Annotated in this window: 18 protein-coding genes; 6 read left to right on the plus strand and 12 right to left on the minus strand. The window is 35.0% G+C overall.

Annotated elements, in window-relative coordinates; all coding sequences use genetic code 11:
• Positions 1-126: 126 nt before the first annotated feature.
• The gene (locus NZ698_RS10750) at positions 127-657 is read left to right on the plus strand and encodes an SPOR domain-containing protein (protein WP_263003107.1); all 531 of its coding nucleotides are present in this window, start codon (positions 127-129) and stop codon (positions 655-657) included.
• Positions 658-713: 56 nt separating this feature from the next.
• On the opposite strand, the gene NZ698_RS10755 is transcribed toward NZ698_RS10750, so the two are convergent.
• From NZ698_RS10755 to NZ698_RS10775, 5 genes are all read right to left on the minus strand, one after another.
• The gene (locus tag NZ698_RS10755; protein WP_263003108.1) at positions 714-1,988 is read right to left on the minus strand and encodes a DUF6080 domain-containing protein; all 1,275 of its coding nucleotides are present in this window, start codon (positions 1,986-1,988) and stop codon (positions 714-716) included.
• An 82-nt stretch (positions 1,989-2,070) separates the two neighbouring features.
• Positions 2,071-3,612, minus strand: a complete 1,542-nt coding sequence (locus NZ698_RS10760; RefSeq protein ID WP_263003109.1) for a protein adenylyltransferase SelO — start codon at positions 3,610-3,612, stop codon at positions 2,071-2,073.
• A gap of 76 nt (positions 3,613-3,688) precedes the next feature.
• Positions 3,689-6,070, minus strand: a complete 2,382-nt coding sequence (locus tag NZ698_RS10765) for a transglycosylase domain-containing protein (RefSeq protein WP_263003110.1) — start codon at positions 6,068-6,070, stop codon at positions 3,689-3,691.
• A 6-nt stretch (positions 6,071-6,076) separates the two neighbouring features.
• On the minus strand, positions 6,077-6,538 hold the full coding sequence (locus NZ698_RS10770) for a gliding motility lipoprotein GldH (RefSeq protein ID WP_263003111.1): 462 nt from the start codon (positions 6,536-6,538) through the stop codon (positions 6,077-6,079).
• Complete coding sequence (locus NZ698_RS10775) at positions 6,531-8,000, minus strand: PSP1 domain-containing protein (RefSeq protein WP_263003112.1); 1,470 nt, start codon at positions 7,998-8,000, stop codon at positions 6,531-6,533. The genes NZ698_RS10770 and NZ698_RS10775 overlap by 8 nt, the downstream gene beginning before the upstream one ends.
• 279 nt (positions 8,001-8,279) lie before the next feature.
• Here NZ698_RS10775 and NZ698_RS10780 point away from each other — a divergent pair, with 279 nt between their 5' ends.
• From NZ698_RS10780 to NZ698_RS10800, 5 genes are all read left to right on the plus strand, one after another.
• Entirely contained in the window at positions 8,280-9,518 is a 1,239-nt protein-coding gene (locus NZ698_RS10780) for an OmpP1/FadL family transporter (protein WP_263003113.1), read from the plus strand.
• A gap of 10 nt (positions 9,519-9,528) precedes the next feature.
• Entirely contained in the window at positions 9,529-11,061 is a 1,533-nt protein-coding gene (locus NZ698_RS10785) for an SGNH/GDSL hydrolase family protein (protein WP_263003114.1), read from the plus strand.
• An 84-nt stretch (positions 11,062-11,145) separates the two neighbouring features.
• Complete coding sequence (locus NZ698_RS10790) at positions 11,146-12,084, plus strand: ribose-phosphate pyrophosphokinase (RefSeq protein WP_263003115.1); 939 nt, start codon at positions 11,146-11,148, stop codon at positions 12,082-12,084.
• Positions 12,085-12,139: 55 nt separating this feature from the next.
• A complete protein-coding gene (locus tag NZ698_RS10795; protein WP_263003116.1) occupies positions 12,140-12,784 on the plus strand; it encodes a 50S ribosomal protein L25/general stress protein Ctc in 645 nt (214 codons plus the stop codon).
• Positions 12,785-12,944: 160 nt separating this feature from the next.
• Complete coding sequence (locus NZ698_RS10800; protein ID WP_263003117.1) at positions 12,945-14,165, plus strand: aminotransferase class V-fold PLP-dependent enzyme; 1,221 nt, start codon at positions 12,945-12,947, stop codon at positions 14,163-14,165.
• A 59-nt stretch (positions 14,166-14,224) separates the two neighbouring features.
• Here the strand turns inward: NZ698_RS10800 and NZ698_RS10805 are convergent, their stop codons facing one another.
• The 7 genes from NZ698_RS10805 to hemA form a co-directional block, all read right to left on the minus strand.
• A complete protein-coding gene (locus NZ698_RS10805; RefSeq protein WP_263003118.1) occupies positions 14,225-14,764 on the minus strand; it encodes a hypothetical protein in 540 nt (179 codons plus the stop codon).
• A gap of 1 nt (position 14,765) precedes the next feature.
• Entirely contained in the window at positions 14,766-15,797 is a 1,032-nt protein-coding gene (gene hemE, locus NZ698_RS10810) for a uroporphyrinogen decarboxylase (protein WP_263003119.1), read from the minus strand.
• A gap of 44 nt (positions 15,798-15,841) precedes the next feature.
• Entirely contained in the window at positions 15,842-16,522 is a 681-nt protein-coding gene (locus NZ698_RS10815; RefSeq protein WP_263003120.1) for a uroporphyrinogen-III synthase, read from the minus strand.
• A gap of 121 nt (positions 16,523-16,643) precedes the next feature.
• Positions 16,644-17,306, minus strand: a complete 663-nt coding sequence (locus tag NZ698_RS10820) for an N-acetylmuramoyl-L-alanine amidase (RefSeq protein WP_263003121.1) — start codon at positions 17,304-17,306, stop codon at positions 16,644-16,646.
• A gap of 6 nt (positions 17,307-17,312) precedes the next feature.
• On the minus strand, positions 17,313-17,894 hold the full coding sequence (locus NZ698_RS10825) for a DUF1287 domain-containing protein (RefSeq protein WP_263003122.1): 582 nt from the start codon (positions 17,892-17,894) through the stop codon (positions 17,313-17,315).
• A 209-nt stretch (positions 17,895-18,103) separates the two neighbouring features.
• On the minus strand, positions 18,104-19,012 hold the full coding sequence (gene hemC, locus NZ698_RS10830; RefSeq protein WP_263003123.1) for a hydroxymethylbilane synthase: 909 nt from the start codon (positions 19,010-19,012) through the stop codon (positions 18,104-18,106).
• Positions 18,999-20,273: a glutamyl-tRNA reductase gene (gene hemA, locus NZ698_RS10835; RefSeq protein WP_263003124.1), complete on the minus strand. Its 1,275-nt coding sequence runs from the start codon at positions 20,271-20,273 to the stop codon at positions 18,999-19,001. The genes hemC and hemA overlap by 14 nt, the downstream gene beginning before the upstream one ends.
• Positions 20,274-20,421 lie beyond the last annotated feature (148 nt).

A 20,421-nucleotide genomic window follows, 5' to 3' on the forward strand; every position in this document is an offset into this window, starting at 1 on the left:
TTTTTAACAGGAATTTAACGGTATATGCAAAGGGGAAAATGTCATTAACGTTTAATTTGTAATTATTCTAAATAACTATGGTTGCTGTATTTTTAAATTATTCTAAATTTGCAGAAACAAGTTTAAATGAGAAATTTCATTAAAATATTTTCGATCCTTTCTTTCTTTGGTTTTTATACCGTTGAAGCCCAACAGGTTGTAAAGAGGGATACATTGTCCGGAACAGAATTGGTAATGACAATGGATTCCCGTGTGAACGATGCAATGACAAGTCTGGAAGAAAAATGTGCGAGAGTAGCGGTAAGTAGTTCCATCGATAATGATGATGCGCCGACAAGACCGACAAAAATTTTTGTACCCAACAGAGAACTTACCAATGCTGAAGTTTGTAGAAAAAACCCGAGAATTTTAGGGTATAAAATTCAGATCACAACAGTGAAAAGTAATGATGAAGCTAATGAAATCAAGGCTTATTTCAGAAAGAGATTTCCTAATCTGAAAGTAGAGACAGACGCTTCTTTGAGACCAAATTACAAGATTTTGGCGGGAAGTTATTTTACAAAACAAAGTGCTGCATCTGACCTTTCTAAAGTGAGAGAATATTTCAAATCTGCCATCGCTGTGCAATACAGAATTTTCTGTGCAGAGGCAAAATAGATTTTAAGAAAAATAAGATAAAAAAAGGGCTGAGAATTTTTTTCTCAGCCTTTTTTTTATCTGTAATAAAGATTTAAAAATTCAAAAAAATCGATCATTCTGTGGTAATTGTTGAGCAATAAATAAACTGTCATAATACCTGTTATCGAAGTAAGAAAAGATATTATTTTCGGTGAATTGCTGTAAGCGAAAAATAGCCAACCTAAAAGTAATGGATATATAAAAACGTAATGCCCACCGTAGATGTAAGATGTATGTAATCCAAATCTGAAGACGCAGTGAATGGCAATATCTACCAAAAACGAAAGCATAAGAATCTGAACCAATTTGTTTTTGAAATTCTTAAAATAACTCCACAAAACAATTCCTAAAATCACTCCGATAAAAATATATGCAAAAGCGGTAGAGTAGGTTTCCATGAAGATGGCTTTAAAATAAAAACCCTTCATATTGTGTTTTTCTCGGATGAAAAAGCTCGGAAAAAGAATGTTTCCTCCAAAAAAGTAAGAATAAACCATATCCCAAATTGGAGTTGACTTTACATTTGAGAACTTTTCATACTGTTCACCCGATTTTGAGAGAATGTTTTGGTATTTAAAATCGATTCGGTTCAGATATAATAGAACAAAAACCCCAACCGAAAGGATCACTCTGAAAACGGCATTTCCAAATTTTTTCCAACTTTTAAATAGATTTTTTTCGAAAGCAACCGGAATGAAAATTTTCACAATATTTGTTACAGTCAATCCGCCAACAGTTATCCCGGCAAGTACCAATGCAGAACCTGCTATTTTACCATCTTTTTGAAATTTTATCGCTGTGTAATAATTGAATAAAACCAATAAAAACAAAGTGTAGGTATATGTTTCCGGTGTGAATGAAAGAAGAATATTTGTTGAAAATAAACTGAAAAAGAAAACAATCAGAAGGTTTAAAAGTAACGGAAGCCTGATAATGTTTTTTAAATATTTATAAACCTGAACCAGGCTTAAACTAATAATGAAATTGCTTAACCAAGATAAAATCAATCTGAAATTCACATCCATTTTTCCATTGGTGAAAAACAAGACGGCTTCACGAATCCAATTAAAAAAATAGTAGGAAAGTGGATGTCTTTCAAAGCTTCCTCCCGTCATTACAATGGCTTTGTTATCAAAACTGAAATATGCATCCCAAGGAATTCTGCTGTCAAAAATAATTCTGTAATTGAGAGCGATATAAGATCCTAAAATTCCGTAAACCGTAAGAAAAAAGACGAGAATTCCTAACTCTGCAAATGACGCAGGAAAAAGAATCTTGAAAAAATTAATAAATTTTGATTTAATAGACACAGATTTAAATTTTTGCAAAAATAAAATAAAAAACTCACCGATGAGGGTGAGTTTGAATTTAATTCCTTTATTTTCTATTATTTTACGAACTGCAAGAAAGCATCGAGCACCCACTTATATCATCATAATTTGTAGGTCTTTTTGCCGAAAATTCCGGAAAAATCTCTTCATAAGGATTTTCTAATGCTTTAGTTAATTTTTCAAGCATTTCAGTTTTTCCTTTGTTGATTTCTTCAATACATTCAAAAAGAAGATAATTTCTTAGAAGAAATTTAGGGTTTGTCTTTTTCATTAAATCTAAAGATTCGTTTTTAGAAATTGTATTTTTTTCTAATCGATCCTTATATATCTGAAGAAAATTCTCAAGTTTTTTTAATTTAACCTCATCTAAAAATGTATAAGAAATTTTTTGAAACTCTGTTTTTGCATTAGAAATATCATTAATTTTTTCTAATAAATTAAAAAATAAAGTATAGTCTAATTGTAGTTCCTGCATTAAGCCTTGCCAATTACTGAAAAATTCTTCATCAGTATCTTTTAGTTCATTAAATCCAAATTTTCTGCAAAGCATTTTGTCATGCGCTTCCCAAAAATACGTTCCGTAAGAATTTAAAGTGTCTTCCAGAAATTTTTCATCTTTAATTAAAGCAAACAGCGCGTTGGCAAGCTGCCACAAATTCCATTGGGAAATTTGACCTTGTTTACCAAAAGCATATCTTCTTCCGGGAAGATCAGTTGTGTTTGGAGTGAAATTTAAATCATATTCATCCATCATAGAAAATGGGCCGTAGTCAATTGTCAATCCTAAAATTGACATATTATCAGTATTCATCACTCCGTGTACAAAACCAACTCTGAACCAGTCCACCATTAAATCTGCTGTTTTTGTGCAAACTGACTGAAAAAAGTCTTTATATTTTTGTTCTCCTTCGGAAGTAATTTCAGGGAAATAATTTTTAATAGTAAAGTCTGTAAGCTTTTGTAATGTGTCAATTTCTTTTTGCGCAGACATCAGTTCAAAATGTCCGAAACGTAAAAAACTTTCTGCTGTTCTTACAACGACTGCTCCTTTTTCTTCCTGTGGATTTCCGCTATACATCATGTCGCGTACTACATTTTCTCCGGTAAAGCTTAAACTTAAAGCTCTCGTTGTAGGAATTCCCAGATGATGCATTGCTTCACTCATTAGATATTCTCTAACTGATGATCTTAAAACAGCACGTCCATCTGCATGTCTGGAATACGGTGTTGCTCCTGCACCTTTCCATTGTAATTCATTTTTCTCCCCCAATTCATTAATGATTTCTCCTGCAATAATAGCTCTTCCGTCACCTAATTGTTCTGCCCAGTTTCCGAATTGATGACCGGCGTAAGCTGTTGCGTAAGTTTTTAAGTTTTCTGGCAAACTGTTTCCCACAAGAAAATCAAGATCATTATTTTCAAATTTCCCTAAACCGATCTCTTCGGAAAGTTTTTCGTTAAAAATTATCAACTCGGGTTGATCAAATCCTACAGGATCAATAGTTGAGAACAAAACTTTCGGTGTGTTTCTCTGAATGGGATTTTTAGAAAAATCTCCCGGAAAAGTTTCAATGAAAGTCTGTTTGATGTTCTTAAGATTCATGCTTCAAATATATTAAAACGAAGACAAAAAAAGACCTTCCAATGATTGAAAGGTCTTATGATAATTATTAAAAAATTTATTTATTAAAATCAATATCTTCTCCGGTATTCAGATTGTCGTTGGCATTTTCATCTTTTTTACCTGAATTGTTTTTCGGTGTAGGATCTGCCGGTTTTGGATTTTTGATCTGATCGATAGTTTGTAGACCGCCATCATCGCCATAACCTCCGCCAAGACCTTGAAGATTTGTGCAGCCGTCTTTCCAGTCACCAGGTTTTACAAACTTGTCTTCCATAGAAATGTTAAGAGATTTATCTGCCCACACTTTTTTCATGTAGATTGCCCAGATTGGTAATGCCATTTTAGCACCCTGTCCTTCTCCAGTTCCGTAGAAGTGAGTTGCTCTGTCTTCCCATCCAACCCAAGCTCCTGTCGCTAATTTTGGAGTGATTCCCATAAACCAACCATCGGAGTTATTCTGTGTTGTACCGGTTTTACCTGCAATTTCTACGTCTTTAGATATTCCTTTTCTTCCAAGCTCACCAGAAGCTGTACCAAATTGTGCGACACCTTTCATCAATTCGATCATGGTGTAAGCGTAATTAGGATTCATGACTTCTTTTGGTTCTGCATTTACTTCTTTTATAACTCTACCGTTTGCATCTTCAATTCTCCAAATCATTTCGGGTTTATTATAGTTTCCATAATTGGCGAAAGTACTGTATGCTCCTACCATTTCGTAAATCGTAATATCTGAAGAACCTAAAGCCATTGGTAAACTGGTAGAAATTTCTTCGGTTACACCCAAATCTCTTGCCGTTTGTATTACACTTTGTGTTCCCGTCATCTCAGCAAGTCTTAATGCTACAGGGTTTTGAGAATGAGCTAAAGCATCTCTAAGTGTAAGCATTCCGCCTCTTCCCGGAACATGATAAGTTCCTTTGTTAAAGCTTGCATTAGAGATAGTAGAACACGGTGTTAAGCCTAATTTCATAATAGCAGTAGCGTATACAAAAGGCTTAAATGTAGATCCTACCTGTCTTTTTCCCTGTTTGATGTGATCATATTGGAAATGTTGCCAGTCGATTCCTCCGACCCAAGCTTTGATTTCGCCGGTTCCCGGAACGACAGACATCAATCCCGCCTGTGCGATCTGTTTGTGATATCTGATAGAATCCCATGGTGACATTTCTACTTCTTCTTCTCCAGCCCAGGTAAAACGTGAAGTTTTGATTGGTTTACGGAATTCCATCATAATAGAATCCTCAGAAACTCCGGCTGCGCTAAGTTGTTTATAACGTCCGGTTCTTTTTACAGCCTGCATCATCACGCTGTTTGCCTGTTGATCGTTTAAGAAATAAAAAGGTCTGTTTTTTCTTCCTCTCTGCTCTGCATCGAATCTTTTCTGAAGATCTGTTAAATGTTCTTTAATGGATTCTTCAGCATATTTTTGCATTTTAGAATCAAGAGTTACATAGATTTTTAATCCGTCTTTATAAAGGTTTAATTCTTTGCCTTTTTCTTTCTCGTAATCCTCAAGATATTTGTCAATCTCTTTCTTTAAATAAAACTTATAGTAAGCAGAATGATTGTCATTAATGTTTTTGATAGGGTGATAATCTAAAGCAATTGGTGTAGATACCGCTTTATCAAAGGTTGCCTGATCAATATATCCTGTTTTTAACATTTGATCCAAAACTACATCTCTTCTGGTTTTTGCCCTTTCAATATTCCTCATCGGGTTATTTTTGACAGGGTTTTCCAACATTGCTACAAACATCGCAGCTTCCGGCAGAGTAAGTTCTTTAGTTGTTTTATTAAAATAAATTTTAGCTGCCATTTCAACACCGTTGGCGTTGTATAAGAAGTCAAATTTATTGAAGTACTGAGTGATAATTTCTTCTTTTGTATATCTTTTTTCAAGACTAACCGCTACGACCCATTCTTTAAGCTTCTGTATAACCGCTTTAATTTTATTGTCGGATCTTTTTCCGGTAAATAATAATTTGGCAAGCTGTTGAGTGATTGTAGATCCACCACCACGTCCGCCTCGAAAAACAACAGCTCTTACAACAGACTGTAAATCAATACCTGAATGTTCCTTGAAACGCTCATCTTCTTTAGCCTGTAAGGCATAAATAATATAAGGAGGAAGGTCTTGATAAGCAATTGGTTGTGTTTTTTCTTTTTCAAATTTACCTAAAAGCACGCCATCAGAAGAGATAATTTCTGATGCTACATAAATATCAGGATTTTCAAGTTCTTTCACATCGGGCATATCTCCAAGAAAACCTTGTGATACGGCAAAGAAAATTCCTGAAATCCCTAAAACTACTGCGAAAAAGCCGATCCAAATAAATTTGACCCATTTTTTCCATGTAGTATTTCTGCTGTTCTTTTTAGGAGGAAGCGGGAATGTTTTTCCTTTGTTTCCTGTATTTTGTCTGTTGTCTTCCATGTGTAATTACGGTTTAGCCGTTTCTACTTTTATACCTAAATCTTCAATTCCCGGAAGGTTGTCATTTCGCATTGCCTGCATCACGCCTACTTCATAAGTTCCCTTTTCCGGAAATTTATAATTTGTTTTGTACTGAAATAAAGTTTCTTTCGTTTCTCCAAATCCTGTTCCCAGCCATTCGCCGTTTGGTTTTGCCAAGATATAATTTAAAGTGTCAACCTGAGCGATTTTGCTTTTTAGGTTTTTAAAATTAACTATAAATCTAATATTGCTATAAGGATATTCATTATTATTCCTTACAACAAATATAATATTTTTAGGATTTTGCGGATCTGAAATTTCTAATTTAAATTTTTGTTCAGCTTTCTTCCCCCATTTATTGTTGATAGGATTCATGATAACATCTTCATTTGAAGTGCCGCATCCTATCAGAATAATAAGCGATAATATCCCTAAAACTCTATGCATTGTCATCTTTTTTGGGCGGAAATTTCTTTTTAAACTTCTTTTTTGGAGGTTGTTGTGGTTTCTGCTCAGCATTTACATTGGCCTCTTCTTTTTCTAACTGAACCTTTGGCTGCTGCGGCTGTTGAGGCTTTTGCTGTCTTTGATTTGGGTTCTGGTTCGGATTAGGTTTTGCGTTAGGATTCGTATTTCTTGGTCTTTCAGCTCTGTCAGAATTTGCTGGTCTTTCAGTTGCAGGTCGCTCGTTTTTTTGAGGTCTGTCATTTCTGTCATTCCTTTCCGGACGGTCTTTTCTTGATCCCTGATTGTTATTCGGTCTGTTCTGATTTGGGTTTTGACCTTGATTCTGATTTCTGTTTTTATTGAAACCTCCTCTGTTTTTCTTCTCAAATCGGTCGACGCTGTTTTCCTGAATAAGATCTACACTTGGCAAAGCAATATCCGGAACTTTCAACTCTTCAAGCGGAAGTATTCTTTCACCTTTTTTGTTTTGAGCAATCAATTTTTTAACTAAATCGATATCGAAATCATACCAAGCCATTGAACTGTCAACATAAGCAAACCACATTTTCTTCTTGAAAACGTCGATTTTAATACAAAAAGCTCTTCCTTTTTCAGTATCCAACATTGTTGAAGACGATGGAAAATGACTCAATGCATCCAGATAACTGTCTAATTCATAATTTAAACAACATTTCAGTTTTCCGCACTGTCCTGCCAATTTTTGAGGATTGATGCTTAATTGCTGATATCTTGCTACATTGGTATTTACCGATCTGAAATCTGTCAACCATGTAGAACAGCACAATTCTCTTCCACAAGAACCAATTCCACCAATTTTTGCAGCTTCCTGTCTGAAACCGATCTGTTTCATATCAATTTTGGTTCTGAAAGTTCCTGCGAACTCTTTAATCAGCATTCTAAAATCAACACGGTTGTCTGCCGTATAATAGAAAGTGACTTTTGATCCGTCGCCTTGATATTCTACATCAGTGATCTTCATTTCAAGACCTAATCTGTGAGATATTTTTCGGGCATCAACCTTTACGGTTTCTTCTTTTTTTCTTGCTTCCTGCCAGACTTCGATGTCTTTTTGGTTAGCCAGTCTGTATATTTTAAGTGGGTCTTCAGTTGAAAATCTTTTCTTTTTCATCTGAATTTTTACCAATTCTCCTGAGAGACTTACCACTCCTACATCGTGTCCGGGGCTAGATTCTACTGTTACTACGCTACCTATATGTAAAGGAATATTGTTTACATTTTTATAAAACGATTTTCTATCATTTTTAAACCTAACTTCCACAAAATCACATCGGTTAGATGCAGGGTTTTGTACGTTAGATAACCAATCGAAAACACTTAATTTATAACTATTACCACAGGTATTTACACTTTCACAGCCATTCGCGGATTTCGTTCCGCAAGAATGTGCAGAATCGCCGGATGTTTTGCATCCACAACTCATATATTATAATTTATTTAATCTTGCAAATTTATTGATTTTTATCTTTACACAATTCCAAAAATAATAAATCTTTGATTTGTTAAATGTTTAATCTTAAACGATAATTTTTCAAATAGATTATTTGTTCGATAAAGTGTTTATTAATAGCTCTTTAGTGATTGAATTATTTAAAGTGTTATTTTAAACATAATTTTCTTTTATAGTTATGTTTAAAATATTAAGATTTATTAACAGTCGTAATCAAAATAATTTTATATTTGGATTATATAATAAATGTTTATGAAAAAAATATTAGTATCAACTGCTTTGTTGGCTGGGGTTCTATCTTATGCGGGAGGCTTCAGAGTTTCTTTGCAGGGGGTAAAACAATTGGCGATGGCGCATACCAGTGCTCATGCTGAAGATGCGAGTGTTGCATTCTTTAATCCTGCAGGTATGTCATTCATACCTTCTAAATTAAGTATTGTTGCAGGAGGTTTTGGAGCGAGTAATAAAGTTACTTTTCAAAATTTAAATACTTTGCAGAGTACAGAAACAGATAATCCTATCGGTACACCAATTTATGCTGCGATTGCGTACAAGCCAATCGATAAATTATCGATCGGTTTCAGTTTTACAACTCCTTTCGGAAGTACAATTCAGTATCCTTATGATTGGGAAGGTAGAGAAATGGTGCAAAAACTTGAATTAAAAAGTTTCTATTTCCAACCGATGGTTTCTGTGAAAATGGCTGATTGGTTGTCTTTCGGGGCTAGTTATATTTATGCTAAAGGACAGGTAAACTGGGATAAAGCAGTTACTCAGTTTGGCGGTACTGTAAATATTAATGACGAAAAAGCAAGCGGTCACGGTTATGGTTTTGGTTTTTACTTCAGACCAGATCCTAAATTTGATATGAGTATCGCTTATCGTTCACCGGTTGATATGAAAGCTAAAAAAGGAACTGCTACATTTACGGTTCCTGCACAGAGTACTGTTAACGGATTGTTGGGATTAAACAGTGCCGGACAAGACGGTTTTACTGCAACTCTGCCATTAGTTGAAGAATATACGATTGGTATGACGTACAAGGTTACACCGAAATGGTTGATTTCAGCAGATTTTAATTATCACGGTTGGGAAAGATACAGCAGATTGACTTTAGATTTTGCCAATGCTCCGATCGGAAATCAGGCAGATCCTACTATTCTTGTTGCTCCAAAAAACTTTAGAAATTCTAAAACATTCAGATTAGGAACTCAATATATGTTTAGTAATATGATTTTCGGACGTTTGGGAGCTTACTATGATGAGTCTCCATATACTGACGAAAATTTCATTCCTGAGACACCTTCTTTTGATTCTTTTGTAGTTACCGGAGGTTTAGGATTTAAATTCAAGCAATTCGGAGTTGACGTTGCAGGAGGATATGTAATGCCACAAAGCAGAGATGTGAATAATAAATATTTAGGTTTCTATGGTCAGGCAAAAGCACAGGCATTCTATGTTGGACTAGGTTTATCCTATAACGCTTTTTAATTAAAAGAATATGAAAAAAATAATAATATCTACACTTGCTGTTTCTGCATTGTTTTTTACGACAAGCTGCGAAACAGATTTTGATACAGACGTACAAGACATTGCTGTCACTAAAGGTGAAGCAGATTTTTCTAACTATGTTTCTTTAGGAAATTCACTGACTTCAGGATATAGAGATAATGCATTATATATAGACGGACAAAACGAATCTTACCCGAATATTATTGCTGGACAAATGAAATTAGCCGGAGGAGGAAATTTCGTACAGCCCTTAATGGCCGATAACAGAGGGGGATTGTTATTGGGTACAACTCCAATTCAGGCTACAAAATTGTATATTCAGTCTTTTGTAAATGGTTCACCAAACATCACAAATGTTGCAGGAGCACCAACGACTAATATCGCCAATAAAATAACAGGAGCTTTGAATAACTTTGGTGTTCCGGGAGCAAAATCATTTCATTTGGTGGCACCAGGTTACGGAAATATTGCAGGAGTTTTAACGGGAACTGCAAATCCTTATTATGTAAGATTTTCTACAAGCACGACCTCAAGTGTTGTTGATGATGCTGTACTAAAAAAACCGACGTTCTTTTCTTATTGGATTGGTAATAACGATGTTTTGAGTTATGCGACAAGCGGTGGAGTAGGTGTAAACCAAACTGGAAATATAAATCCTGCGACTTACGGATCTAATGATATCTCTGACCCAAATGTGGTTGCAGCGGCAATCAAAGCTGGTCTTGATAAGTTGAAAGCTGGTGGAACTACAAAAGGAGTTATTGCAAATATTCCTTATGTTACTTCTATTCCTTATTTTACAACTGTGCCTTACAATCCGCTTACACCGGCAGCTTTAGGAACAAATATTACAACTTTAAATACAAGTTTATACGGACCGCTTAAACAAGCTTTAACGGCTTTTGGAGCAGGAACCAGAATTAATTTACTTTCGGCTAGTACTTCAAACCCTGTTTTGATTAAAGATGCCTCTCTAACTGATCTTAGTGCGCAACTAACTGCTGCATTAACGCCATCTTTAGGACTTGCTACGGCTACGGCTTTCGGTCAGATCTATGGACAGGCAAGACAAACAACAGCTGAAGATTATATCCTTCTTACAACAAGAGGCGTTATCGGAACTACGGCTCCGGGAGCTCCGGCTTCAATCAATGTATACGGAATTTCATATCCTTTACAGAATCAGCATGTACTGACTAAAACAGAAGCTGCGACAGTAAAAACTGCAGTTGATGCTTACAATACCTCGATTAAAACATTAGCAGATACTTACGGATTGGCTTTTGTGGATGCAAATAAAAAAATGGTTGAACTAAACGGTCAATCAGGAATTTCATTTGACGGAGTGAAGTATACGGCTAAGTTTGTAACTGGTGGTACATTCTCATTAGACGGAGTTCACCTTACAGGTAGAGGTTATGCTATTGTTGCCAATGAATTTATCAAGGCAATTAATATGAAATACAAATCTACATTACCACAGGTTGATGTAAATAAATATTCAGGAGTTACATTCCCATAAAAAGGAAGAAAATAAAAAAAGGAAACCACAAGACTTATTCTTGTGGTTTTTTTTTAAATTTGCAAAATCTTTTAAAAAGTAAAAATGGCCGAGCAACAAAGTTATCTATTTTCGACAAGAACTAGTAAGGAGCTAGCAGAAAAAATTGCCCATCACTATGGGAAAGAATTGGGGAAAATCATTATTCAGGAGTTCAGCGATGGCGAATTTGAGCCTGTGCTAGATGAATCTGTAAGAGGAGGACGTGTTTTCCTAATTGCTTCTACATTTCCACCAGCTGACAATCTTTTAGAACTGCTTCTAATGATTGATGCTTCGAAAAGAGCTTCTGCGAAAAGTATTACCGTGGTGCTTCCATATTTCGGATTGGCAAGACAAGACAGAAAAGATAAGCCAAGAGCACCTATCGGAGCAAAATTGGTGGCCAATCTTTTAACTGCTGCCGGAGCAACAAGAATCATGACGATGGATCTGCATGCAGACCAGATTCAAGGATTCTTTGAAATTCCTGTTGATCATCTGTATGCTTCTACGATATTTGTAGATTACATCCGAGATATGAAGCTGGACAATCTTACGATTGCTTCTCCGGATATGGGTGGTGCAAAAAGAGCGAAAAACTATGCAGGTCACTTAGGTGCAGATGTTGTAATCGCTTACAAAGAAAGAAAAAAAGCAAACGTAATTGAAGAAATGTTCCTTATCGGAGATGTGGAAGGTAAAAACGTTATCCTTATCGATGATATGATCGATACTGCTGGAACGCTTTGTAAAGCTGCAGGTATTTTGATGGAAAAAGGAGCAAAATCTGTAAGAGCAATGGCAACTCACGGAGTGCTTTCAGGTAAGGCTTATGAGAATATTGAGAACTCACAATTACTGGAAGTTATTGTAACTGACTCAATTCCTGTCAAAACTAATTTGTCATCTAAAATAAAAGTGCTATCTTGCGCCCCATTATTTGCTGATGTTATGAAGATGGTGCACGAGCATCAATCGATTAGCAGTAAGTTTGTTATTTAATTGATAATTAGCTGTTTGCAAATTAAAATCAAAACAATTTTTTAAATTTTTATAAATGAAATCTATTACAATTCAAGGTACAAAAAGAGAAAGCGTGGGCAAAAAGTCGACAAAAGCTTTACGTGATGCTGAATTAGTTCCTTGTGTTGTTTACGGAGGTGGCGAGCCATTGAACTTCTCTGCATTAGAGAAAGCATTCAAAGGTTTAGTGTATACTCCTGAAGCACACACGGTATCTATTGAAGTTGACGGACAGGTAATTCCTGCAGTTCTTCAGGATATTCAGTTCCACCCGATTACAGACAAGATTATTCACGCAGACTTCTACAGATTATCTGACGACAAGCCGGTTATCATGGAAGTTCCTGTAAGAATCACTGGTCGTTCAAAAGGTGTTGTAGCTGGTGGAGTTTTACGTCAGTCTTTCAGAAAATTGAAAGTAAAAGCTATTCCTGCAAACTTGCCAGACGAGATCGTTGTTGATATTACTTCATTGAAGATTGGTAACAAACTTTATGTAGGAAGTATCAAAGCTGAAGGTTATTCTTTCGTTCATCCAGACAATGCAGTTGTAGTAGCTGTTAAGATGTCTAGAAATGCAGCTAAAGGTGGTGCAATGGCAGATGATGACGATGAAGAAGAAGTTGCAACTGAAGGTGAAGGAGCTACTCCTGCAACTGAAGAAGCAGCAGCTGAATAAGAAATTTCTTAATCACAATACAAAACCTGTCAATTTATTTTGGCAGGTTTTTTTGCTTTTAGATGAAATCTATCACTCTATTAATCCGGCAGACTTCTGAATAAAAGTCGTAAATTTGACCTGTTCTAAATTAGAACGTTTAATAATAAAAATATAATAAATGTTTGACATTCAGGAAATAAGAAGTCAGTTTTCTATATTAAACCAGCAGGTGAACGGTAAACCATTGGTGTACCTAGATAATGCAGCAACATCGCAGAAACCAAATTCAGTTCTTGAAGTTTGGAATCAATACTATACAGAGCTTAACGCTAACGTCCATAGAGGTATTCATACATTGAGCCAGCTGGCAACTGAGGAAATGGAACTTTCCAGAAGAAAAATTCAGAAGTTCATTAATGCTGAACATGATTTTGAGGTCATTTTCACCAAAGGAACTACCGAAGGAATCAACCTGATCGCCTATATTTTAACTCAAAAGCTTAATAAAGACGACGAGATTATCATTTCTTACCTGGAGCATCACTCGAATATCGTTCCGTGGCAATTGTTGTGTGAAAGAACCGGAGCAAAACTTCGTGTAATCCCAATCGATCAGGAAGGAATTCTTCAACTAGATTATTTAGATGAATTTTTAAGTGAGAAAACAAAAATAGTTTCTGTAAATCAGGTTTCCAATGCTTTGGGAATCGTTAATCCGATTGAAGAAATCATTGCAAAGACAAGGGCCAATTCTGATGCTTATATCGTTATTGATGGTGCTCAGTCTGCACCGCATTTCAAAATTGATGTTCAGGCTTTAGATTGTGATTTCTTTGTGTTTTCTGGTCATAAGATGTACGCTCCGATGGGAACTGGTGTTTTATACGGAAAGCAAGCGATTTTAGAAGATTTGCCACCATTTCACGGAGGAGGAGAAATGATTGCGGTTTGCTCATTTGATCAGACTACTTACGCAGGTTTACCTTTTAAATATGAAGCAGGAACTCCAAATGTAGGTGGAAATATTGCTTTAGGTGCAGCGATCGATTTCATTAATAAAGTAGGTCACGAAAATATTCAACAACACGAAAACGCATTGCTTGAATATGCTCAAAAACATCTTTTGGAAATTGAAGGTTTAAAAGTGTATGGTGAAAAAGCCAACAGAACCGGAGTTGTTTCTTTTAATCTGATTGGAATGGGAATTTCCTCAGATGTCGGAATGATTCTCGATAAAATGGGTGTTGCCGTAAGAACCGGACATCACTGTACCCAACCAATTATGGATTTCTTTGATATTGCAGGAACCGTAAGAGCCAGTTTCGCGGTCTATAATACTTTTCAGGAAATTGATTTGTTGGTGGAAGGTGTGAAAAAAGCACAGAGAATGTTGGCTTAATTTTTAGAAAATTTAATTTAAATAAAAAATCCCTTTCAATTTTGTTGAAAGGGATTTTGTTATTTATCGGAATTTATCTTGTGTCCAAATTTCATTAAGAGAATTTTCAAGCTTTCGTAAACACTTTCATCAGCATCAATGAATTCTTGATTTAAATTTTGCATAAATTCACAAGAAAAACAAATATTTAAAATATCAACCACCTCACTTTTATCGTTATAAAAAACAATTGCGTCACGATAAATGGGAGTGCACATCCAAGATGGAGTTTTTTGAGTTTTAATGCTTAATATTTTATGTAATTCTATTATTTCAGCTGTTGAATTGCTTTTTTTAATTCTTTCAGCAGAATAGTGTTTTTCTTTATTTTTATTAATTAAAAACTGTACTCTGTTTAGTTGAGAATCCAAAAAATCTAATTCTTTACTATCAACAATAGTTAAAATTTCCTTTGTAGATTTTTTTAATAAATGATTAAAACGAATTTCTTTATCCTTAAATATTTTTTCATAGGCAGTTCCACGCTGCAATGAATAAGTTTCAAAATATTTAAAGGCTAAATTTTTAAAGAAATCACTTAAATCAATATTGGAATACATATTAATTATTCGGCTTCCAATCTACCACCGCTCTGATAAACGCTTCCGCATTTTCCAAAGGAATATTCGGTAAAATTCCATGACCAAGATTCGCAATATATCGGTCTTTACCGAAACGATTGATCATTTCGTTCACCATTTTCTTAATGGTTTCAGGAGTTGAATGCAATCTTGCAGGATCAAAATTTCCCTGCAAAGTCATTGTATGATTCGTCAATGTTCTTGCCAATTCCGGTTTAATCGTCCAGTCAACACCCAAAGCAGAAACCGGCGACATCGTCATATCTTCCAATGCAAACCAGCATCCTTTACCGAAAACAATAACATGAGTCAACGGAGCTAAAGCTTCAACAATCTGACTGATGTATTGCCAGGAAAATTCCTGATAATCCTGTGGAGAAAGCATTCCGCCCCAAGAATCGAAAACCTGAACCGCAGAAACACCTTTTTCAACTTTTCTTTTTAAGTAGGCAATTGTCGTATCTGTGATTTTCTGAAGCAATAAATGCGCAGCTTCCGGCTGCTGGAAACAGAAAGATTTTGCAACATCAAACGCTTTACTTCCTTTTCCTTCTACGCAGTAACAAAGAAGCGTCCAAGGTGAGCCCGCAAAACCAATCAAAGGAATTTCGTTGTCTAATTTAATTAAAGTCAGTTCTATTGCATCAAAAACGTAGCCTAAAGTATCATTAACATCAGGAACAACCACATTTTGTACGTCTTCCATCGTTCTGATCGGATTATCCAGCCACGGACCTACATTTTCTTTCATTTTAAAGTCAATTCCCATCGCCTGAGGAACGACCAAAATGTCTGAAAATAAAATCGCAGCATCCAAAGGATATCTTCTGATCGGCTGAACAGTAATTTCAGAAGCTAATTCAGGAGTCTGACATCTTGTGAAAAAGTCGTATTTGTCACGCAACGCGATGAATTCAGGTAAATATCTTCCCGCCTGTCTCATCATCCAAACCGGTGGTCTTTCTACGGTTTCGCCACGAAGTGCTTTTAAATATAGGTCGTTTTTAATCATATCTTTTAGTTGGTAGTTGTTGGTTTTCAGTTGATTGATTTAAATTAAATATTCTTTAAATTATCTTTGATAACCAGCAACAGGTTTGATAAAGTATTTTTTTTACTTGTAAAAATCTCTGCTTTTGTATATTTTCTTAACTCTTTCGAAGTGGTTTCTCCAATCGAAAATAGAACCGTATTTTCCAAAGAATTATTTTTCGCAAAACTACGAACTCCACTTGGGCTAAAAAAAACTATTGCATGATATTTTTCATGTATCACAGGATTAAGTTCTTCCGTATTGTAAACAGTGACTTTTTTGTAGCTAATATTTTGAAGAGGAAGTTTTTTATCTAAAACATCGATTGCTAGATTTCCGCAGAAATGGATGAATTTTTCCTCTGAACAATTTTCAATAATAAATTTTGAAAGCGTGGCAGCGTTTTTTAAAACTTTAAAAGTTCCAAAACCATTTTTTCGGAGTTCTCTCTTTGTTTTTTCTCCTACGCAGTAGATTTTGTTGTAGTTTTTTGCAGCGAAATCTTCGTTTGGTTTAAATTGATTCTCAAAAAAAGATTTCACGCCATTTAAGCTTGTAAAAATCAAGGAGTAGTTTTTTAAGTCAAATGCTTCAATTTTTATATTTTCTATTTTAATCACCTCAACACATTCGGTTGAAATATCATTTCCCAATTCTTTGGAAAGTATTTCGGAATCTATGTTTTTGGTAAATAAAATTTTCATTTTTCTTTAAATAAGAATAAAATTTTTAAACGCAAAGGACGCTAAGATTTTTTTTACTACTAACTGTTTTTAAGTTCGCGAAGTCGTTCTACTCAGCAAAGCACACAAAGTTTTTATCCTATTAATTACTTGGTTTTTCTTTTAATTTTAAATCTGCGACCTGTAATCTTACTTTATTCATAAAATCTTTTCCTGGATCTTCTTTTCCTGTGAAATATTTTGGGTCGGATTCTTTCCAGAGTTTTGAATTTCTGAAAACTCCGTATTCTGAATGTCCGATGAGATACTCAATTCTATATTTTTGAGTTAAAGATCTCACTAACTGAGCGTTTGCGGCAACTTGTTTTTCTGTGAGCGGTTGGTTTTTACTTCCGATATTTTCAATTCCGATGGCGCAATAATTGAGTCCGATAGTGTGTCTTGCAAATAGATTGGGTTCCATCAGTTGATAAATTGTTCCGTCTCGATCGACGATGTATTGTGAAGAAACGTTGAGTGTGCTTTGTTTTTTTAAAGTGTTTCTGGCACTCTCTAAATAAGTTTTATTGAAGTATTTAAAATTACTTTCCACAGTTCCTCCTGCTGTATAATGCAGAACAATCATTTTAGGAATAATTGTAGGTGTTTTTTGAGTCAGACCATGATGGTCTTTTAGATATTCTAAACTGAGACGAATTCTTTCCTCGGAATAATTGATCGGTTTATTTATTATCTTAAAATCACTTTTCTGCGCAGGAGAAAAATTTAAAATCAATAAAAATAGAATGCAGATAAGATTCTTCATGAGTAATTATTTCGGATATTGATAATGTCCGGTAATAGTAAATTTAAACAAGCAATCTTCGATAACTTGTCCGCCACCAATGTTATGAACAATCAGATATCTCTTTCCATCAGCAGATTTTTTATTGACAACAATCCCGATGTGCGTTAAATTTCCTGGAAGTAGCCAAGTAACAATGTCTCCAGGAAAATAAAGTGCAGGATTGGTCTCAATAGATTTTGACTTCCCGAATTTGGCAAAGAAAACCATCAGGTTTGGAACTCTTCTGTGATCAATATTCGTGTCTGGTTTTTTCAAGCCAAACTTTTTAGGATATTTAGAAAAATTCTTCTTCATATCTTTATGCACTTCTTTTTGTAAATCGATTCCGAGTTTTCTGTACGCTCTGATAATGACATCTGTGCAGACACCTTTATTTGCCGCTACATCACCGTCGGGATATTTGATTGAGTAATAAGCAGGATCGTAAGTCACTTTGTCTTTGGTTAAACTCAAAGCAGCATCAGAAAGCTTCTGAGCAAACTGAGCTTGTGCATTAGTCGTAAAAACAAAAAGTAGGAATAAGATTATGGAAAAGAGTTTTTTCATCGGCTCGAAAATTTTGTATTAAAAACAGCTTTGTAAAGTTCAAAAATTTAATTTAAACATTAAGAATCTTTAGATATAAAGAAATGTTAAGATTTAGATAATCCAAACTAAGAAGTTTGCTAAAAATTTCTTTAGAAATTACCTTAACCAAACTTAGACCCTTAATAGATCTTAATGGTTCAAAAAAATCAACGTTAAACTTCAAATTATTAAAGCTGAGTTTTAATCTCTGCCATCAATTCTCTTCCGCCGTTTTCTAGTACAATGTTTGCAAATTTTTCTCCGAAATTTTCTTCTTCGTTATATTCAAAACTTTCGTCGATTGCGATATAGTTTTTCCCGTCAAGAGAACAAAGAGCTCCTTTGAAACGGATTTGGTTTCCGATTTTTTCTGCAAAAGCACCAATTGGAGCGGTACATCCTCCCTCAAGCGTACTTAGGAAATTCCTTTCCATTTCTACACAGATTTGGGTTTGCTTATGGTTGATTGATTGTAAGATCTCGTTGATTTCCGGCTTTTCAGAATGTCCGGCAATAGCAATCACACCTTGCGAAGCAGCGGGAATCATTACGGGAAGCATTTCGTAATTGATATCCATTTTCATTCTTTTAATCCCTGCTAAAGATAGGATGGTTGCATCGAAGTCTTGTTCTTCAAGCTTCTGTAATCTCGTCTGAATATTTCCACGAATGTCGAAAAACTGAGTGTCTGGATAATGTTTTAACCAAAAAGCTCGTCTTCTCAAACTGCTTGTTGCCAATTTTAATTCGTGAAATTCTTTGTCTCTCGCAGATTCTCTTCTTATAAGAACATCTTGCGGAAAATCTCTTTCAAGATGGGCAATTATTTCGATATTGTGAGGTAGTTGAGTGGGTACATCTTTCAACGAATGTACGGCAATATCAATTTCGTCATTTAATAGAGCTACATCCAAATCTCTTGTAAAAACACCGGTAATTCCTAAAGAATAAAGTGGTTGATTGAGATTTTTGTCGCCTGAAGAAACGATTGGAGTAATCTCTGTGAGATAATTATTATTCTGTAAATGCCTTGCAACTTCTCTTGCCTGCCAAAGTGCGAGTGCCGAGTTCCTGGTTCCTATTCTAATGCTTTTCATTGAATTCATTATTGGGTTGTTCAACTAATATTTCGTGCATTAATTTACTAATTTCTTCGGCTTTTAGAGGATTATCGATGATATATTTTGCAAAACGGTTGGTGATTTTCTGAATCATTTTCTCAGAAAGCTCCATGTCTGTGATGTTTATGTATTTATTTTTTCTGTAAAAATTGTGCATTTCGTTCCGTTCCATATTCTTCAGAACCGCCTTGAAATGGTGAATATTCGGCGCGAGCTTTCTCTTTTTTTCCCATTCAAGGAAGTCTTTGGTCATTTCCTTAATGATTTTTTCGGCTTTTGGAATTTCTTTTTCTCTTTGCTGAATGGTTTCCTGGATCTGTTTTGAAAGCGCATCAACGTCAATTAGATTCACATGACTGAGTTCAGAAACGTTTTTGTCAACATTATGCGGAATCGAAAGATCAATCACCAAAGTTTCTCTTCCGTTGTGAAAATGAGACTTGTCGACAATCGGATTTTTTGCTCCGGTTGCTACAATGAGAATATCTGTTTGCTCCAGTTCTTTTTCAAAATCGGAATACTCAATATGTGGAATTTTATATTTTTCCGAAATTTTTGCTGCAGTTTCCTGGGTTCGATTGGCGATTTTTATCTGAGGCTGATAAATGTGTTTTACTAAATTTTCAACAGTATTCTGTCCAATTTCACCAACTCCCAAAAGCAAAATATTTTTCTCAGTCAATCTTTTCTGATTGTTTAAAATATAGTGAACTGCCGCATAAGAAACCGAAGCCGCTCCGTTTGAAATTCCGGTCTCATTTTTTATTCTTTTTGAAATCTGAATCGCAGAATTGATAGATCTTTCCAGATAAGGATTTGAGTTCTGTCTTTCTCTTTTGAATCTTGCGTAGGCTTTTTTAATTTGCCCGATAATTTCAAAGTCACCGATGATCTGGCTTTCCAATCCTGCTGCAACTCTGAATAAATGATTTAATGCTTCTTCTTTTGTTAAAATATTGGCAAACGGTAAAAAATCCGTGAGATTGACTCCGATCGTTTTGCAGTATTCTTCCGCCACCAAAAGGTAATTGTTTGAGGTTGTGTAAATTTCGGTTCTGTTACACGTGGAAACCACAAAAGCATCTCCTAAATCTTCATCGTGAATTCGGGTGACAAAGTTTTTAATATTGTCATCAAAGAATGCAAATTTCCCTCTTGTTTCTACATCAGCCTTTTCAAAGCTTACAGAAAGTACAGCGAAATTTGATGTCTGATGTATGTTGGAATACTGTATCATAAGCAGTCGCAAAATTACAATTTTTTTAATAAAGCATCCTCAGATATTGTATATGATAATTATCGTGAAAAGCTATAAATTACTGTCGTTAATTTCTTGAAAAATCACAAACAAAAGGTTAAGTGAAATTTCAAAATTTAATAAAATT

Source organism: Chryseobacterium edaphi (assembly GCF_025628985.1).
Lineage (GTDB): Bacteria > Bacteroidota > Bacteroidia > Flavobacteriales > Weeksellaceae > Chryseobacterium > Chryseobacterium edaphi.

Coding starts and splice junctions, on each gene's coding strand:
- NZ698_RS10795 (WP_263003116.1), top strand. CDS start 12,140: ATGAAATCTATTACAATTCAAGGTACAAAAAGAGAAAGCGTGGGCAAA.
- NZ698_RS10760 (WP_263003109.1), bottom strand. CDS start 3,612: ATGAATCTTAAGAACATCAAACAGACTTTCATTGAAACTTTTCCGGGA.
- NZ698_RS10815 (WP_263003120.1), bottom strand. CDS start 16,522: ATGAAAATTTTATTTACCAAAAACATAGATTCCGAAATACTTTCCAAA.
- NZ698_RS10800 (WP_263003117.1), top strand. CDS start 12,945: ATGTTTGACATTCAGGAAATAAGAAGTCAGTTTTCTATATTAAACCAG.
- NZ698_RS10785 (WP_263003114.1), top strand. CDS start 9,529: ATGAAAAAAATAATAATATCTACACTTGCTGTTTCTGCATTGTTTTTT.
- hemE (WP_263003119.1), bottom strand. CDS start 15,797: ATGATTAAAAACGACCTATATTTAAAAGCACTTCGTGGCGAAACCGTA.
- NZ698_RS10780 (WP_263003113.1), top strand. CDS start 8,280: ATGAAAAAAATATTAGTATCAACTGCTTTGTTGGCTGGGGTTCTATCT.
- NZ698_RS10750 (WP_263003107.1), top strand. CDS start 127: ATGAGAAATTTCATTAAAATATTTTCGATCCTTTCTTTCTTTGGTTTT.
- NZ698_RS10825 (WP_263003122.1), bottom strand. CDS start 17,894: ATGAAAAAACTCTTTTCCATAATCTTATTCCTACTTTTTGTTTTTACG.
- NZ698_RS10770 (WP_263003111.1), bottom strand. CDS start 6,538: ATGCATAGAGTTTTAGGGATATTATCGCTTATTATTCTGATAGGATGC.
- hemC (WP_263003123.1), bottom strand. CDS start 19,012: ATGAAAAGCATTAGAATAGGAACCAGGAACTCGGCACTCGCACTTTGG.
- NZ698_RS10820 (WP_263003121.1), bottom strand. CDS start 17,306: ATGAAGAATCTTATCTGCATTCTATTTTTATTGATTTTAAATTTTTCT.
- NZ698_RS10765 (WP_263003110.1), bottom strand. CDS start 6,070: ATGGAAGACAACAGACAAAATACAGGAAACAAAGGAAAAACATTCCCG.
- NZ698_RS10805 (WP_263003118.1), bottom strand. CDS start 14,764: ATGTATTCCAATATTGATTTAAGTGATTTCTTTAAAAATTTAGCCTTT.
- NZ698_RS10790 (WP_263003115.1), top strand. CDS start 11,146: ATGGCCGAGCAACAAAGTTATCTATTTTCGACAAGAACTAGTAAGGAG.
- NZ698_RS10775 (WP_263003112.1), bottom strand. CDS start 8,000: ATGAGTTGTGGATGCAAAACATCCGGCGATTCTGCACATTCTTGCGGA.
- hemA (WP_263003124.1), bottom strand. CDS start 20,273: ATGATACAGTATTCCAACATACATCAGACATCAAATTTCGCTGTACTT.